This window comes from Streptococcus sp. 27098_8_70, assembly GCF_041432215.1.
Taxonomy (GTDB): domain Bacteria; phylum Bacillota; class Bacilli; order Lactobacillales; family Streptococcaceae; genus Streptococcus; species Streptococcus oralis_CP.
This window is the reverse complement of the sequence record NZ_JAPVZD010000001.1, coordinates 487,844-503,395: the sequence shown is the minus strand read 5'-3', so window position 1 is coordinate 503,395 and position 15,552 is coordinate 487,844. Positions and strand designations below refer to the sequence as shown.

The following is a 15,552-nucleotide window of genomic DNA, read 5'->3' as shown; positions in this document are numbered from 1 at the left end:
AGGAAATATGAATACAAATCTTGCAAGTTTTATCGTTGGACTCATCATCGATGAAAATGACCGTTTTTACTTTGTGCAAAAGGATGGTCAGACCTATGCTCTTGCTAAAGAAGAAGGTCAACATACAGTAGGGGATACGGTCAAAGGTTTTGCCTACACGGATATGAAGCAAAAACTCCGCTTGACCACTCAAGAAGTTACTGCGACTCAGGACCAATTTGGCTGGGGAACCGTAACAGAAGTTCGAAAGGACTTGGGTGTCTTTGTCGATACCGGTCTACCTGATAAGGAAATCGTTGTGTCACTCGATATCCTCCCTGAGCTCAAGGAACTCTGGCCTAAGAAAGGTGATAAACTTTACATCCGTCTTGAAGTGGACAAGAAAGACCGAATCTGGGGACTTTTGGCGTATCAGGAAGACTTCCAACGTCTGGCTCGTCCTGCTTACAACAACATGCAGAACCAAAACTGGCCAGCCATTGTTTACCGTCTCAAGCTGTCAGGAACATTTGTTTACCTACCAGAGAATAACATGCTTGGTTTCATTCACCCAAGTGAACGCTACGCAGAGCCACGTTTGGGGCAAGTGTTAGATGCGCGTGTCATCGGTTTCCGTGAAGTGGACCGTACTCTTAACCTCTCCCTCAAACCACGTTCTTTTGAAATGTTGGAAAATGATGCCCAGATGATTTTGACCTACTTGGAAAGCAATGGCGGTTTCATGACCTTGAATGATAAGTCATCTCCTGACGATATCAAGGCAACCTTTGGTATCTCTAAAGGTCAGTTCAAGAAAGCACTCGGTGGCTTGATGAAGGCTGGCAAAATCAAGCAAGACCAGTTTGGGACAGAGCTGATTTAGGGAGGCTTATGAGAAAATCATTTTATACTTGGCTCATGACTGAGCGTAATCCTAAAAGTGACAGCCCTAAAGCCATCTTGGCAGACCTTGCTTTTGAGGAGTCAGCCTTTCCAAAACACACGGATGATTTCGATGAGGTGAGTCGCTTTTTGGAGGAGCATGCCAGTTTCTCTTTTAACCTAGGAGATTTTGATGCCATCTGGCAAGAATACTTAGAACACTAGAGACAATGAGATGAGGCTAGTATTTTATTGTTCTCTTTGCTATAATAAAAAGAAATAAACGGATTAGAGAGGTTCTTTATTTGAAGGAACATTCAATAGACATTCAACTAAGTCACCCAGATGACTTGTTCCATCTTTTTGGTTCCAATGAGCGCCATCTTCGTTTGATGGAAGAAGAGCTCGATGTGGTGATTCATGCTCGTACGGAGATTGTGCAGGTTTTGGGAGAAGAGACTGCCTGTGAGGAAGCCCGTCAGGTTATCCAGGCTTTGATGGTCTTGGTAAATCGAGGAATGACCGTTGGCACGCCAGATGTGGTGACTGCGATTAGCATGGTCAAAAACGATGAAATCGACAAGTTTGTCGCCCTTTACGAAGAAGAAATTATCAAGGACAATACAGGGAAGCCGATCCGTGTCAAAACCTTAGGTCAAAAGCTTTATGTGGACAGTGTCAAACAGCATGATGTGACCTTTGGAATCGGACCAGCAGGGACAGGGAAGACCTTTCTTGCAGTGACCTTGGCAGTGACAGCCCTTAAACGTGGGCAAGTCAAGCGGATTATCCTTACTCGTCCAGCAGTGGAAGCAGGTGAGAGTCTAGGATTTCTTCCGGGTGATCTCAAGGAGAAGGTGGATCCTTATCTTCGACCTGTTTACGATGCTTTGTATCAGATTCTCGGCAAAGACCAAACGACCCGTCTCATGGAGCGTGAAATCATTGAAATTGCGCCCCTTGCCTATATGCGTGGTCGGACCTTAGATGATGCCTTTGTCATTCTCGATGAGGCACAAAATACGACCATCATGCAGATGAAGATGTTCTTGACTCGTTTAGGATTTAATTCTAAGATGATTGTCAATGGAGATATCAGCCAGATTGACCTGCCACGCAATGTTAAGTCCGGTTTGATTGATGCCCAAGAAAAGCTCAAGAACATTCACCAAATTGACTTTGTTCATTTTTCAGCCAAGGATGTGGTTCGCCATCCAGTTGTCGCTCAGATTATCCGAGCTTATGAACCAACTCCAGTTAAGGTTGAAGAAAAGAAGGAAGAAACAGAATAGCAAAAAAGCAGTTCAGATGTGAACTGCTTTTTTTAATGAGTGTCTAGCTTTAAACAAGTTCGTCGATAGACGTGTAATCTTTATCGAGGCCTTGAGCAACTGGCAGGCTAGTTAAGTAACCTTGATAAGTGGTCACACCTTGACGCAAGCCCTCATCCTCAGAGATTGCTTGTGCGAATCCTTTTCCAGCCAGAGCTTCGATGTAAGGAAGGGTGACGTTGGTTAGGGCGATAGTAGAAGTACGAGCAACCGCACCAGGAATGTTGGCAACGGCATAGTGGAGAACACCGTGTTTTTCATAGATGGGTTCATCGTGGGTTGTCACACGGTCAGCTGTTTCAATAACACCACCTTGGTCAACGGCAACGTCAACGATGACAGAGCCTGGACGCATTTGTTTGACCATCTCATCTGTCACCAATTTCGGTGCTTTGGCACCAGGGATGAGAACCGCACCAATTACCACATCAGCGTCTCTCACGCTTGCCTCAATGTTGAAAGAATTTGACATAAGAGTTTGGATTTGATTCCCAAAGACTTCCTCTAGTACTGAGAGGCGTTTAGCACTGATATCTAAAATAGTCACTTGAGCACCAAGTCCAAGAGCGATGCGGGCAGCGTGTGCCCCAACTACACCGCCTCCGATGATGGTTACCTTTCCTTTTGGAACACCTGGTACACCACCAAGTAAAACACCAGAGCCACCAGCTTGCTTAGTAAGGAAGTGAGCTCCGATTTGAACAGCCATACGACCTGCAACCTCACTCATAGGAACGAGGAGCGGCAGTTGTCCTTGATTGTCACGAACGGTTTCATAGGCAATTCCTGTTGTTTTTGCTGCTAACATAGCACCTGCTAATTCTGGTGCAGCGGCCATGTGCAAGTAGGTGAAGAGAAGAAGATCGTTGCGCAAATAACCATATTCAGAAGCTAGTGGTTCTTTTACTTTCACGACCAACTCGGCAGCCCAGGCCTCAGCAGCAGTTGCGACAATCTCAGCTCCTTGCTTTTGATAGTCTGCATCAGTAAATCCTGAACCGAGACCAGCATTTGTTTCGATGAGAACACGATGTCCACGACTGACTAAACTGTGGACGCCAGCAGGAGTGAGGGCAACACGGTTTTCATTATTTTTAATTTCTTTTGGGATTCCGATTAACATAGAGATAACCTACCTTTCAATTGACGGGATTGTTTTGGTTGTCACATTCCAGTTCATAAATCAAAAATGTGATGGTTTTATTGTATATGAAACCGCTTCAAAAATCAAGAAAAACTTGTCATCCAAATTTATTTATGCTAGACTAGTGAGAATCAAGCTCTAATGGAGGAAAAAGTATGGAATCAATATTTGTGAAATTTGCCCAGTATCCATCTATAGAAACGGAGCGTTTATTGCTCCGACCTGTAACTTTGGACGATGCAGAAGCTATGTTTGAGTATGCCTCAGACAGAGAAAATACACGCTATACTTTTCCAACAAATCAAAGCTTAGAAGAAACCAAGAACAACATCGCTCAGTTCTACTTGGCTAATCCCTTGGGACGGTGGGGAATCGAACTAAAAAGCAATGATCAGTTTATTGGAACTATTGATTTGCACAAGATTGATCCCATTCTCAAAAAAGCAGCTATTGGTTACATTATCAACCAAAAGTATTGGAATCAAGGATTGACGACAGAAGCCAATCGCGCCGTGATTGAGCTGGCTTTTGAGAAGATTGGAATGAACAAGTTGACCGCTCTTCATGACAAAGACAATCCCGCATCTGGCAAGGTCATGGAGAAATCTGGGATGCGTTTTTCCCACGAAGAACCCTATGCCAGAATGGATAATAAAGAACCAGGTCGAATGATCACAAGGGTTCATTATGTCTTGACTAAGGAAGACTATTTTGCAAATAAATAAGCAGTTGAAAAGAAATTTTCAACTGTTTTTTCTTTCACTTACGAATAATTTAAGAGAGGAGAAAATATGAAAGCAATTATCGAGAAAATCAAAGAGTATAAAATCCTTGTCATTTGTGCTGGTTTAGGTTTGGCCTTGGGCGGATTTTTCCTACTAAAGCCAACTTCACAAACATCTGTAAAAGAATCAAATTTGCAGGCTGAAGTCGCAGCTGTTTCAAAGGATTCATCGTCTGACAAAGAAGTGAAAAAGGAAGAAAAGGACGAGTCTCCTGAACAAGATTTGATTACGGTAGATGTCAAAGGTGCTGTTAAATCGCCAGGGATTTATGATTTACCAGTAGGGAGTCGTGTTCATGATGCCGTTCAGAAGGCGGGTGGATTGACAGAGGAAGCAGATAGTAAGTCGCTTAATCTAGCACAGAAAGTCAGTGACGAGGCTCTTGTCTATGTTCCAACTAAGGGAGAAGAAGCAGTGAGTCAGCAGACTGCCTCTGGAACGACTGCTTCGACAAGTAAAGATAAGAAGGTCAACCTAAATAAAGCTAGTCTGGAAGAACTCAAGCAGGTCAAAGGCTTGGGAGGAAAACGAGCCCAGGATATTATCGATCATCGTGAGGCAAATGGCAAGTTCAAGTCGGTTGATGAATTAAAGAAGGTTTCTGGTATTGGCGCTAAGACCATAGAAAAGCTAAAAGACTATGTTACAGTGGATTAAGAATTTCCCTATCCCCCTAATCTATCTGAGTTTCCTGTTGCTCTGGCTTTACTATGCCATTTTTGGAGTGTCCTATCTCGCACTGCTAGGTTTTGTTTTTTTGCTTGTCTGTCTCTTTTTCCAATTTCCTTGGAAATCGGCCGGTAAAGTTCTAGCGTTTTGTGGAGTTTTTGGTTTTTGGTTTTTGTTTCAAACTTGGCAACAGACACAAGCTAATCAAAACCTAGTGGATTCTGTTGAAAGGGTACGGATTTTACCAGATACCATCAAAGTCAATGGAGACAGTCTGTCCTTTCGGGGCAAGGCTGAGGGTCGCACCTTCCAAGTTTACTATAAACTCCAGTCTGAGGAGGAGAAAGAGCTCTTTCAGGCCTTAACAGACCTTCACGAGATAGAGATAGAAGGAAAACTTTCAGAGCCTGAAGGTCAGAGGAATTTTGGTGGCTTTGACTACCAAGCCTATCTGAAAACTCAGGGGATTTACCAAACTTTGACTATCAAGAGTATCCAGTCAATGAGAAAGATTAGCAGTTGGGATATAGGAGAAAATCTGTCCAGTTTACGTCGAAAGGCTGTAGTTTGGATCAAGATGCACTTTCCAGATCCTATGCGCAATTATATGACAGGTCTTCTTTTAGGACATTTGGACACGGACTTTGAGGAGATGAATGAGCTCTATTCCAGTCTTGGAATTATCCATCTCTTTGCCTTGTCGGGTATGCAGGTAGGCTTTTTCATGGATGCCTTTAAGAAACTCCTCTTGCGATTGGGCTTAACTCAAGAAAAGTTGAAGTGGCTAACTTATCCCTTTTCTCTTATCTATGCAGGTCTGACAGGATTTTCAGCATCTGTTATTCGCAGTCTCTTGCAAAAGTTACTAGCACAACATGGTATTAAGGGCTTGGATAATTTTGCCTTGACGGTCCTTGTCCTTTTTATCATTATGCCAAACTTTTTCCTAACTGCAGGAGGAGTCTTGTCCTGCGCTTATGCTTTTATCTTGACCATGACCAGCAAAGAAGGCGATGGGATCAAGGCTGTTGCCAGAGAAAGTTTGGTCATTTCTTTGGGAATATTGCCCATTCTATCCTTTTATTTTGCAGAATTTCAGCCTTGGTCTATCATTTTGACCTTTGTCTTTTCCTTTCTGTTTGATGTGGTCTTTTTGCCACTTTTGTCCATCTTATTTATTCTGTCCTTTATTTACCCAGTCACTCAGTTTAACTTTGTCTTTGAATGGTTGGAGGGCATCATTCGCTTGGTTTCGCAGATGGCAAGTAGGCCCTTGATCTTTGGACAACCAAACGCATGGCTTTTGATTCTCCTCTTAGCTTCATTGGCATTGGTCTATGATTTTAGGAAAAACATCAAAAGAGTAGCAGGGTTCAGCCTCTTTATCGTGGGACTCTTTTTCTTAACCAAACACCCGCTGGAAAATGAAATTACCATGCTGGATGTAGGGCAGGGAGAAAGCATTTTTCTAAGGGATGTAACTGGTAAAACCATCCTCATAGATGTGGGCGGAAAGGCAGAATCTGATAAGAAAATAGAGGATTGGCAAGAAAAGTCAACGGCTAGCAATGCCCAGCGAACCTTGATTCCCTATCTAAAAAGTCGCGGAGTAGACAAGATTGACCAGCTGATCTTGACCAACACAGACAAGGAGCATGTTGGAGATTTGCTGGAGGTGACCAAGGCTTTCCATGTAGGGGAGATTTTAGTATCAAAAGGAAGTCTGACACAGAAGGAATTTGTAGCAGAACTACAAGCGACTCAAACCAAGGTACGCAGTGTGACAGGAGGGGAGAATTTACCAATTTTTGGCAGTTACTTAGAAGTCCTATCTCCAAGGAAGATTGGAGATGAAAGTTATGATGATTCTCTCCTTCTTTATGGAAAACTCTTGGATAAGCACTTTCTCTTTACTGGAAACTTGAAGGAGAAGGGAGAGAAGGAACTTTTAAAGCAATACCCTACCTTAGAGTTGGATATCTTGAAGGCAGGTCAACATGGTTCAAAGACTTCATCTAGCCCAGCTTTTTTAGAGAAGCTCAAACCAGAGCTTACTCTCATTTCAGTGGGCAAGAACAATCGTGCCAAACTCCCCCATCAGGAAACCTTGACACGAATTGAAAATATCAATAGCAAAGTTTACCGAACTGACCAGCAAGGAGCCATTCGCTTTAAAGGATGGAATAGTTGGCGAATTGAAACAGTTCGATAAAATAGACAAACTTTTCGAAAAATTGACTTTTTATCTTGACAAGGAATAGAAAACTTGGTATCATATAAAAGTTGAGAAAAGCAGAAGTGAGAGCTTCTCGCCTTGTGACATCAAGTTGCCTGGCCCTACGGATGAAAAGTTTCTAAGAAACGCTATCATAACGTGCGGGCTTGTATCATTACGAGCCCGCTCTTGTTTTTCTCTAATAATAAAAAAGAGGTGAAAACCATAGCAAAGCAAGACTTATTCATCAATGATGAAATTCGTGTACGTGAAGTTCGCTTGATCGGTCTTGAGGGAGAACAGCTAGGCATCAAGCCACTCAGCGAAGCGCAAGCATTGGCTGATAGTGCAAATGTTGACTTAGTATTGATTCAACCCCAAGCAAAACCGCCTGTTGCTAAAATTATGGACTACGGTAAGTTCAAATTTGAGTACCAGAAAAAGCAAAAAGAACAACGTAAAAAACAAAGTGTTGTTACTGTGAAAGAAGTTCGTCTGAGTCCAACTATTGACAAGGGTGACTTTGACACAAAACTTCGCAATGCACGCAAGTTCCTTGAAAAAGGAAATAAAGTTAAGGTATCCATTCGCTTTAAAGGGCGTATGATCACCCATAAAGAGATTGGTGCAAAAGTTTTAGCCGAGTTTGCTGAAGCAACACAAGATATTGCGATCATCGAACAACGAGCTAAGATGGATGGACGCCAAATGTTCATGCAGTTGGCGCCAGCAACTGACAAAAAATAATTGTCAGAAAGTTAAATAAAGGAGAAAAAATCATGCCAAAACAAAAAACACACCGCGCATCAGCTAAACGTTTCAAACGTACAGGTTCTGGTGGACTTAAACGTTTCCGTGCTTACACTTCTCACCGTTTCCACGGAAAAACTAAGAAACAACGTCGTCATCTTCGTAAAGCATCTATGGTGCATTCAGGAGATTTCAAACGTATCAAAGCAATGCTTACTCGCTTGAAATAATAGCCTAACAGTAAGTAAACAATTCTAGGAAATATTTGGAGGAAATAAAACATGGCACGTGTTAAAGGTGGCGTTGTATCACGCAAACGTCGTAAACGTATTCTTAAATTAGCAAAAGGTTACTATGGAGCTAAACACATCTTGTTCCGTACTGCAAAAGAACAAGTAATGAACTCTTACTACTATGCATACCGTGACCGTCGTCAGAAAAAACGTGACTTCCGTAAATTGTGGATCACTCGTATCAATGCGGCAGCTCGTTTGAACGGGCTTTCATACTCACAATTGATGCATGGTTTGAATTTGGCTGAAATCGAAGTTAACCGTAAAATGCTTGCTGACTTGGCTGTTAACGATGCAGCAGCTTTCACAGCTCTTGCAGATGCAGCTAAAGCAAAACTTGGTAAATAATGACAAACTGTTTCATTCTTACTCTCGTGGTTTTTACCGCAGGAGTAGGGTGAAACTTTTTTATTTACCATAAATGATTTTCTATTCTAAAGAGTAAATGACAGATTTTTTCAAAGAAAATAGGATATTTCTTGTATAATAGGAATATCTAAAAAAGATTTGGAGTTTGAAGAAGATGATAGTAGGTATTGATTTAGGAACGACTAATTCTTTAGTAGGGGTATACCAAGATGGCCAGGTCAAGTTGATTCCCAATGCTTTTGGTGAGTATTTGACTCCTTCTGTTGTGGCTTTAGATGACAATGATGAGATTATAGTTGGAAAAATTGCCAAGGAACGCTTGGTGACCCACCCAGATAAGACGGTTTCTCAGTTCAAGCGTTTTATGGGGACCAAACATGAGTTGACTCTAGGAAATCGAGCATATAAGGCTGAAGAATTAAGCTCTTTTATCATTCGAAAGTTGGTAGACGATGCAGAGACCTATCTTGGAGAAAAGGTTGAGGAAGTGATTGTCAGTGTTCCAGCCTATTTCAACGATGCTCAACGCTATGCGACCAAACTAGCAGGGAAATTTGCAGGCGTTCAGATTGATCGGATTATCAATGAACCTTCCGCAGCGGCTCTTGCTAAAAGATCTATGGTAAACCAAGAAGATCAATCTTTTATTGTGGTCGATTTTGGCGGTGGTACTCTTGACATTTCAGTTGTAGAGCTTTTTGATAACATTGTCGAAATCGTGTCGATTGCAGGGGACAATCGTTTGGGAGGAGAAGACTTTACTGCGGCTATTGCTGAGGAATTTTTAGCCTCCAATCAATTAACCAAGGATACTATTTCCCGCGAATTTTACAGCAAAATTCTGGTACAGGCTGAAAAGACAAAGCTAGAACTCAATGATAAAGAAGAAGTGAAGATGACGGTTCTGGACCAAGAACAGGAATACACTTTAGACTTGAGCTACCAACGCTTTTATGAGCTTTGTCAACCTCTGCTAGCCCGTGTTAAGGCCGTTTTGGATCGTGCCTTGATGGATGCGCGCTATAGCTATGTATCATCTGATAACTTTGTTCTTGTTGGGGGGACTTCGAAACTCCGCTTGGTTCAAGACTTTTTATCCTACTGTATCAATCAAATGGTGCAGGTATCGGATGATCCCGATCGGATGATTGCGAGAGGTTGTGCCCTTTTAGCAGGAATAAAAGAACGGCAGGGTGAGATACGAGATTTATTACTATCTGATATTTGCCCTTTTACACTGGGGATTGAGATAGTTGGAGACCGTTTTTCGCCGATTATTGAGCGAAATTCTACCCTACCTGCTTCACGCATCGAACAGTACTATACGGCTGAATTGGGACAGAGCCAAGTCAAGATAAAGGTCTATCAAGGTGAGATGATGAAGGCATCGCAAAACCTGTTCTTAGGTGAATTAGAAGTTCCCGTCCCTGTTAATACTCGAGTAAATGAAAGTTTCACAGTTCGATTCACCTATGATTTAAATGGAATTTTGGATGTCGAAGTGAAAATTGATTCCACACAGGAAGTTTTTAGTCATGTTATTCTCCAAGATAGTGTTACTCTGACAGAAAAGGAAATCAAGGCTAAGCAAGCAGAGTTGACTCGCTATAAGATCAATGCTCAAGAAACAGAGGTTTATCGTTTCTTGATTGAAAAAGCGAATCGCGTGTACAGTATGCTCTTGGGGAGAAGAAGAGATGAGCTAATGGCTGAAACTAGACGATTTGAAGAAGAGGTCAGTCAAGCATCTGTGTATCATTTGCCAAAACTCTATCAATCATTTTCAAACTATCTAGACTTCCTAGAGCGAGGACTATAAAAGAGGAGACCTTATGAATATATGGGAAACTTTAGGGATAGAGCCAACGACTGACGTCAAGCTTATTAGAAGGCATTATGCTGAACTGGTTAGGCTCTATCACCCAGAAGACCAACCAGAAATTTACCAAGAAATTGTTGAAGCTTACCAAAAAGCCTTGACTTATGCGAGGTCTAGAAACACAAGACCAGAAAATAGTCTAAGAAAAGCGAGTGACTCTCAAGAAGCTAGTGAACTTGAAGAAGAGGCGAATGGAAAGCCTAACTCAAGTCTCAACTTTGAAAACTTGACTGAAGAAACGAAGACTGAGAACGAAGAGTCTGAAAGATCTAGTCTTGATTTTAGTGATTATCAGCAATCAACTGATAAAACCAGCGATTCCTTTAACTTTGAAACCTTTAAAGCAGAAGAGGATGAGCCAAAGTCCCCCCTTAACTTTAGTGACTATGATGAGGAAGTTCAGCTAAATGGAGATTCTGAAGAAAGAGCTACGAGTACCCTCAATTTTGAAACGTTTGGTGATGAAGAGAACCAAGGGCAAGAAGGATTAACAAGGTCTACTCTTGACTTTAGCGGTTATAATGAAGAAACTTATCTGATCCGAAATGCGATTGAAAGTATTGTTGGAAATGACGGTTATAACCAAGAGGAACAAGAGCATCTATGGCGTCAGTTCTTTCATCAGTATCAGTATGATATGGACATTGTTCAATCCGTTTTAGAGGAAATGGATGTTTATATTTTTAACAAACCGGAGCAATTCTCTATCCTCATTCCCTTGCTAGAAGACTATATACCTGACTTTAAGTACTGGAGCTATTACTATAAACTGAAGTATTGGAAAGTTAAAAGAGCTATAGCAGAAGAGGAAGGCAGTTCGCTTGAAAGCGCACATGAAGCCACTGAAGAATTCTATTATTCTTATAAACTTTGCCAAGAAATTCTCCATGATTTTAACAAAGCAAATCAATTGAGCTCTTGGATAGAATTTTTCAAGCACCCCTATCTGAGCTTTATGGTCTTGGATCAAGTAAATCAGAATCGTCAAATAATCAAGAGCGTTCCTGTTTTAAGCTATATCCTTGAAAAAAACCGACAAGTCATATTTGAAGAGGATTATCCACTCTTGAATGACTTGGCTGATTACTTAGAAGAAGTAAAAGAGGAGCTGGGAGAAAACGTTGACTTTAGTCACTACTCTCTAGATAATCCAGATGAAGTTGAGGCAGCCTTCTATGAGTTGCTCCAAGCTCAGTATGAAGACGAGTACAAACTGTTACGTGATTGGCAATACCTTTTTGAATCAGTCAAAGATCACACGCTCCTACTTGATTTATTAGAAAAGGTGGATGTCTATCCTTTAACCAATGCGAAAGTGTTAGCAATCGTTCTCCAATTTGTGGAGCATTACAGCGATGAGGAATCAAATCCTTACCTGAAAAAGCTCCATTTCTGGAAGAGTATCCATTCCTATCCTTCAGTGGTAGAGGAGTATGAACTAGACAAAAAGGAAAATTTTGATTACTGGTACAATGAAGGTTATCTTTATATGGATAAGCTCACCAAGAGCGATGAAGATATCAATGATTGGGAAAAGTGGAGAAGCTACTTTAAAGGAAGACCACGCATTCTAACGATTTTGCTTCAACAGATCTATAAGGAGTACCATCGATTTACAGATGGCGATCTCCTGAGATATGTTTTAGCTCCTTTTCCTACTTCTAAAATGGCTCCCCAAATGATGACGGAGGAGACAGACCAGAAACTAGAAGAGATGACAGTTTATGCTTATGAACTTAGTCATCCAAAGGCCAAGCTCTCTTATTTGGATTGGAAAAAAAGACAGGTCTTTAAAAATAAGTTTCTTCAGATTTTCTTTGGCCTCTTTACGATTGTGAGTTTGCTGCTCAGTATTATAGAGCGACCTGGTTATAATTCATGGGTTCATGCTGGTATGTTTTCACTCTTTTACGCCTATATGCTAAAATTGAGGAAAACACCGATTGAGGAAGGAGTGACTGCTAGAGGGAAAAAACGAAAATTCTACTACAGTCCTCATCCATGGTTCCTATTAATCTTGTTATTAACCCTAGTCCTTCCATCCTTACCATTTGGTCTCATTGGTGCCCTTATGTTCATTACATTTTTCAGCTTCATCGATGGTTTCCAAGTGAGTCAGGGGCTGAAGTGGGATTATTCTTTGGATAAGATGATTCCTATCGGTATCTTTCTTTCTGCTGGTTTTCTTTCTGCTTTGGTAAATCGAAGCCAGACTATTTCAGGAGTTGCCATAGCTTACTTCCATATTTTTGCAATCCTTGTGATTTGCTTGTCTTTTACAAGATTTAGTCCTGGATTTCCACCATCTCTGAAGAAAATTTTCATACCAGCAGTCTTGGGGATCCTACTATTTCAAACGTTGCCCTACATTCACAGCCGTTTAGACATCTTTGATCCAACTATTCTACGAAATGAAACGCTGGCTATAACCGTTATCCTCTTGTTAAATGGAATCGCTTTGTCTTATTTTACAAAGGAACAAGGCTTCATGATTGGTGTGAAGAAGGTCTTTATGATTTATGGCTTACAGATTTTTATTTTCCTAAGAAGACTGTTGCGAATCCTATTCGCACCAAATTCAGTTTTCGGTAATAACTATCATTACAAAGACTTACTACTCATGAACAGCGAATTTACGTTCTACTTCCTCGAGGGGCTTTTTATCCTGATCATGCTTTTCCTTATTCGCAATATACGCAAGGAAAATCTAAAAGTGCTGCTTAGAATGAAAGCGTAGAGAAGAAGACTCTAGTTCAAGTTTCTAGTAAATTTTGTCCATTAAGGGTATAATAGAACTATTAAAATGAAAGAGGTAATGAAAATGGCTTCAAAAATGCTACACACTTGCTTGCGAGTAGAAAACCTTGAAAAATCAATCGCTTTTTATCAAGATGCTTTTGGATTTAAAGAATTGCGTCGCAGAGATTTTCCAGATCATGCTTTCACCATTGTCTATCTAGGACTTGAGGGGGATGACTATGAGTTGGAGTTGACTTATAACTATGATCACGGTCCTTATGTGGTAGGAGATGGCTTCGCCCATATCGCCCTCAGTACACCTGACCTTGAGGCGCTACATCAAGAACATAGCGCTAAAGGCTATGAGGTGACAGCCCCTAATGGACTTCCAGGAACTCAACCAAACTATTACTTTGTCAAGGATCCTGATGGCTACAAGGTCGAAGTCATTCGTGAAAAATAATCCAGTAAAGTCAAGTAGAATGTTCGTTTTCTACTTGACTTTTTTTCTTTGAAAGAGTATACTAATACAAATTTAACCTTTAAGGGGAGTCCAGAGAGACTCACAAGGTGTCAGATAAAAGGGATAAGGGGACTCTCTGTGGAGACTTTTTAAGCGTGCGCATGAGTTCTAGCCTAACCCAACTGAGGCCTTGCATTAGCAAGGTCTTTTCTTTATCTGGTCCCCTTAAATTTAAGGAGGAAAAGTCATGAATCCCACATGTAAGAAACGTTTGGGTGCTATTAGTTTGGAAACCATGAAGGTGGTCGCACAAGAGGAAATTGCGCCAGCAATCTTTGAATTAGTCCTAGAAGGGGAAATGGTTGAAGCCATGCGAGCAGGCCAATTTCTTCACTTGCGTGTGCCTGATGATGCCCATCTCTTGCGTCGTCCTATTTCAATTTCGTCTATTGACAAGGCAAACAAGCAGTGTCATCTCATTTATCGGATTGAGGGGGCTGGAACCGCAATTTTTTCAACCTTAAGTCAGGGAGATACTCTTGATGTGATGGGACCTCAGGGAAATGGTTTTGACTTGTCTGATTTAGGCAATCAGAGCCAAGTTCTCCTCGTTGGTGGTGGAATCGGTGTTCCACCCTTGCTTGAGGTGGCCAAGGAATTGCATGCGCGTGGGGTGAAAGTGGTGACAGTCCTCGGTTTTGCCAACAAGGATGCTGTTATTCTCGAAACAGAATTGACCCAATATGGTCAGGTTTTTGTTACAACAGATGATGGTTCTTATGGCATTAAGGGAAATGTGTCAGTCGTCATCAATGACTTAGACATTCAATTTGATGCTGTTTACTCATGTGGGGCTCCTGGAATGATGAAGTATATCAATCAAAGATTTTATGATCACCCAAGAGCCTATCTATCTCTAGAATCTCGTATGGCTTGTGGGATGGGGGCTTGCTATGCCTGTGTCCTAAAAGTGCCAGATAGTGAGACAATTAGTCAACGTGTCTGTGAAGATGGCCCTGTTTTCCGCACAGGAACAGTTGTATTATAAGGAGAAAGTCATGACTACCAATCGTTTACAAGTTTCTCTACCGGGCTTGGATTTGAAAAATCCTATCATACCAGCATCAGGCTGTTTTGGTTTTGGTCAGGAATATGCCAAGTACTATGATTTGGACCTTTTGGGATCAATTATGATCAAGGCAACGACACTTGAACCCCGTTTTGGGAATCCTACTCCCAGGGTTGCAGAAACGCCTGCTGGTATGCTCAATGCAATCGGCTTGCAAAATCCGGGTTTAGAAGCTGTTTTAGCTGAAAAGTTGCCTTGGCTGGAAAGAGAGTATCCTACGCTTCCCATCATCGCAAATGTTGCAGGCTTTTCAAAACAAGAGTACGCTTCTGTTTCTCGAGGAATTTCTAAGGCTGCAAATGTAAAAGCTATCGAGCTTAATATCTCTTGTCCGAATGTGGATCACGGCAATCATGGACTTTTGATTGGGCAAGATCCTGACTTGGCCTACGAAGTGGTAAAAGCAGCTGTGGAAGCCTCTGATGTGCCAGTTTATGTTAAGTTAACCCCTAGTGTAACGGATGTTGTCACTATTGCTAAAGCCGCAGAAGATGCAGGAGCAAGTGGCTTAACCATGATCAATACTCTAGTCGGTATGCGCTTTGACCTCAAAACAAGAAAACCAATCCTAGCTAATGGAACAGGTGGAATGTCTGGACCAGCAGTCTTTCCAGTAGCCCTCAAACTCATCCGCCAAGTCGCCCAAACAACCGACCTTCCCATCATTGGAATGGGAGGAGTGGATTCGGCTGAAGCTGCGCTAGAAATGTATCTAGCTGGTGCCTCTGCCATCGGAGTTGGAACAGCTAACTTTACCAATCCATATGCCTGTCCTGATATTATCGAAAATTTACCAAAAGTCATGGACAAATATGGCAGTAGCAGTTTGGAAGAACTACGCAAGGAAGTCAAAGCCAGTCTGAGATAAGCTAGGTCTTCCTTATCGTCAACAAGAAATAGAATCTTCATCAATTTGTAATATTTC

At 41.6% G+C, this 15,552-nt stretch carries 15 protein-coding genes and 1 other annotated feature; of the genes, 14 read left to right on the top strand and 1 reads right to left on the bottom strand.

The genetic code is table 11. The annotated features are described in order from the left end of the window. Window positions 1–7: 7 nt before the first annotated feature. The 3 genes from cvfB (at window position 8) to O3655_RS02390 (ending at window position 2,153) form a co-directional block, all read left to right on the top strand. A complete protein-coding gene (cvfB, locus tag O3655_RS02400) occupies window positions 8–862 on the top strand; it encodes an RNA-binding virulence regulatory protein CvfB (protein ID WP_001095464.1) in 855 nt (284 codons plus the stop codon). A gap of 8 nt (window positions 863–870) precedes the next feature. Then, on the top strand, window positions 871–1,086 hold the full coding sequence (locus O3655_RS02395; protein WP_001232077.1) for a YozE family protein: 216 nt from the start codon (window positions 871–873) through the stop codon (window positions 1,084–1,086). Window positions 1,087–1,166: 80 nt separating this feature from the next. Then, entirely contained in the window at window positions 1,167–2,153 is a 987-nt protein-coding gene (locus O3655_RS02390; protein WP_371641142.1) for a PhoH family protein, read from the top strand. A 49-nt stretch (window positions 2,154–2,202) separates the two neighbouring features. Here the strand turns inward: O3655_RS02390 and ald are convergent, their stop codons facing one another. Continuing rightward, complete coding sequence (gene ald / locus O3655_RS02385; protein WP_308697071.1) at window positions 2,203–3,315, bottom strand: alanine dehydrogenase; 1,113 nt, start codon at window positions 3,313–3,315, stop codon at window positions 2,203–2,205. Between the two features lie 176 nt (window positions 3,316–3,491). Between ald and O3655_RS02380 the strand changes: the two genes are divergently transcribed. The 11 genes from O3655_RS02380 to O3655_RS02330 all read left to right on the top strand — a co-directional run bounded on the left by O3655_RS02380 (window position 3,492) and on the right by O3655_RS02330 (window position 15,495). Then, window positions 3,492–4,061 (top strand): GNAT family N-acetyltransferase, encoded by a 570-nt coding sequence (locus O3655_RS02380; protein ID WP_000443754.1) that lies wholly within the window; start codon window positions 3,492–3,494, stop codon window positions 4,059–4,061. Between the two features lie 66 nt (window positions 4,062–4,127). Further along, on the top strand, window positions 4,128–4,778 hold the full coding sequence (locus O3655_RS02375; RefSeq protein WP_000643903.1) for a helix-hairpin-helix domain-containing protein: 651 nt from the start codon (window positions 4,128–4,130) through the stop codon (window positions 4,776–4,778). Then, entirely contained in the window at window positions 4,762–7,002 is a 2,241-nt protein-coding gene (locus O3655_RS02370) for a DNA internalization-related competence protein ComEC/Rec2 (RefSeq protein WP_371641141.1), read from the top strand. Before O3655_RS02375 ends, O3655_RS02370 begins: the two co-directional genes overlap by 17 nt. Before the next feature lie 72 nt (window positions 7,003–7,074). Next, window positions 7,075–7,206 (top strand) — a sequence feature (ribosomal protein L20 leader region). A 15-nt stretch (window positions 7,207–7,221) separates the two neighbouring features. Beyond that, complete coding sequence (gene infC, locus O3655_RS02365) at window positions 7,222–7,752, top strand: translation initiation factor IF-3 (RefSeq protein ID WP_000848184.1); 531 nt, start codon at window positions 7,222–7,224, stop codon at window positions 7,750–7,752. A 32-nt stretch (window positions 7,753–7,784) separates the two neighbouring features. Next, window positions 7,785–7,985, top strand: coding sequence for a 50S ribosomal protein L35 (gene rpmI, locus O3655_RS02360; protein WP_001125942.1), 201 nt, complete (start codon window positions 7,785–7,787; stop codon window positions 7,983–7,985). Between the two features lie 51 nt (window positions 7,986–8,036). Beyond that, a complete protein-coding gene (rplT, locus tag O3655_RS02355) occupies window positions 8,037–8,396 on the top strand; it encodes a 50S ribosomal protein L20 (protein WP_371641140.1) in 360 nt (119 codons plus the stop codon). Between the two features lie 175 nt (window positions 8,397–8,571). Continuing rightward, window positions 8,572–10,236, top strand: a complete 1,665-nt coding sequence (locus O3655_RS02350; protein ID WP_371641139.1) for an Hsp70 family protein — start codon at window positions 8,572–8,574, stop codon at window positions 10,234–10,236. 13 nt (window positions 10,237–10,249) lie between these two features. Then, window positions 10,250–13,033, top strand: coding sequence for a J domain-containing protein (locus tag O3655_RS02345; protein ID WP_308697075.1), 2,784 nt, complete (start codon window positions 10,250–10,252; stop codon window positions 13,031–13,033). Between the two features lie 84 nt (window positions 13,034–13,117). After that, window positions 13,118–13,498: a VOC family protein gene (locus O3655_RS02340; protein WP_000157150.1), complete on the top strand. Its 381-nt coding sequence runs from the start codon at window positions 13,118–13,120 to the stop codon at window positions 13,496–13,498. Window positions 13,499–13,745: 247 nt separating this feature from the next. Further along, complete coding sequence (locus tag O3655_RS02335; RefSeq protein ID WP_371641138.1) at window positions 13,746–14,546, top strand: dihydroorotate dehydrogenase electron transfer subunit; 801 nt, start codon at window positions 13,746–13,748, stop codon at window positions 14,544–14,546. Then, window positions 14,509–15,495, top strand: a complete 987-nt coding sequence (locus O3655_RS02330) for a dihydroorotate dehydrogenase (protein ID WP_164978748.1) — start codon at window positions 14,509–14,511, stop codon at window positions 15,493–15,495. The genes O3655_RS02335 and O3655_RS02330 overlap by 38 nt, the downstream gene beginning before the upstream one ends. The last annotated feature ends 57 nt before the right edge of the window (window positions 15,496–15,552 follow it).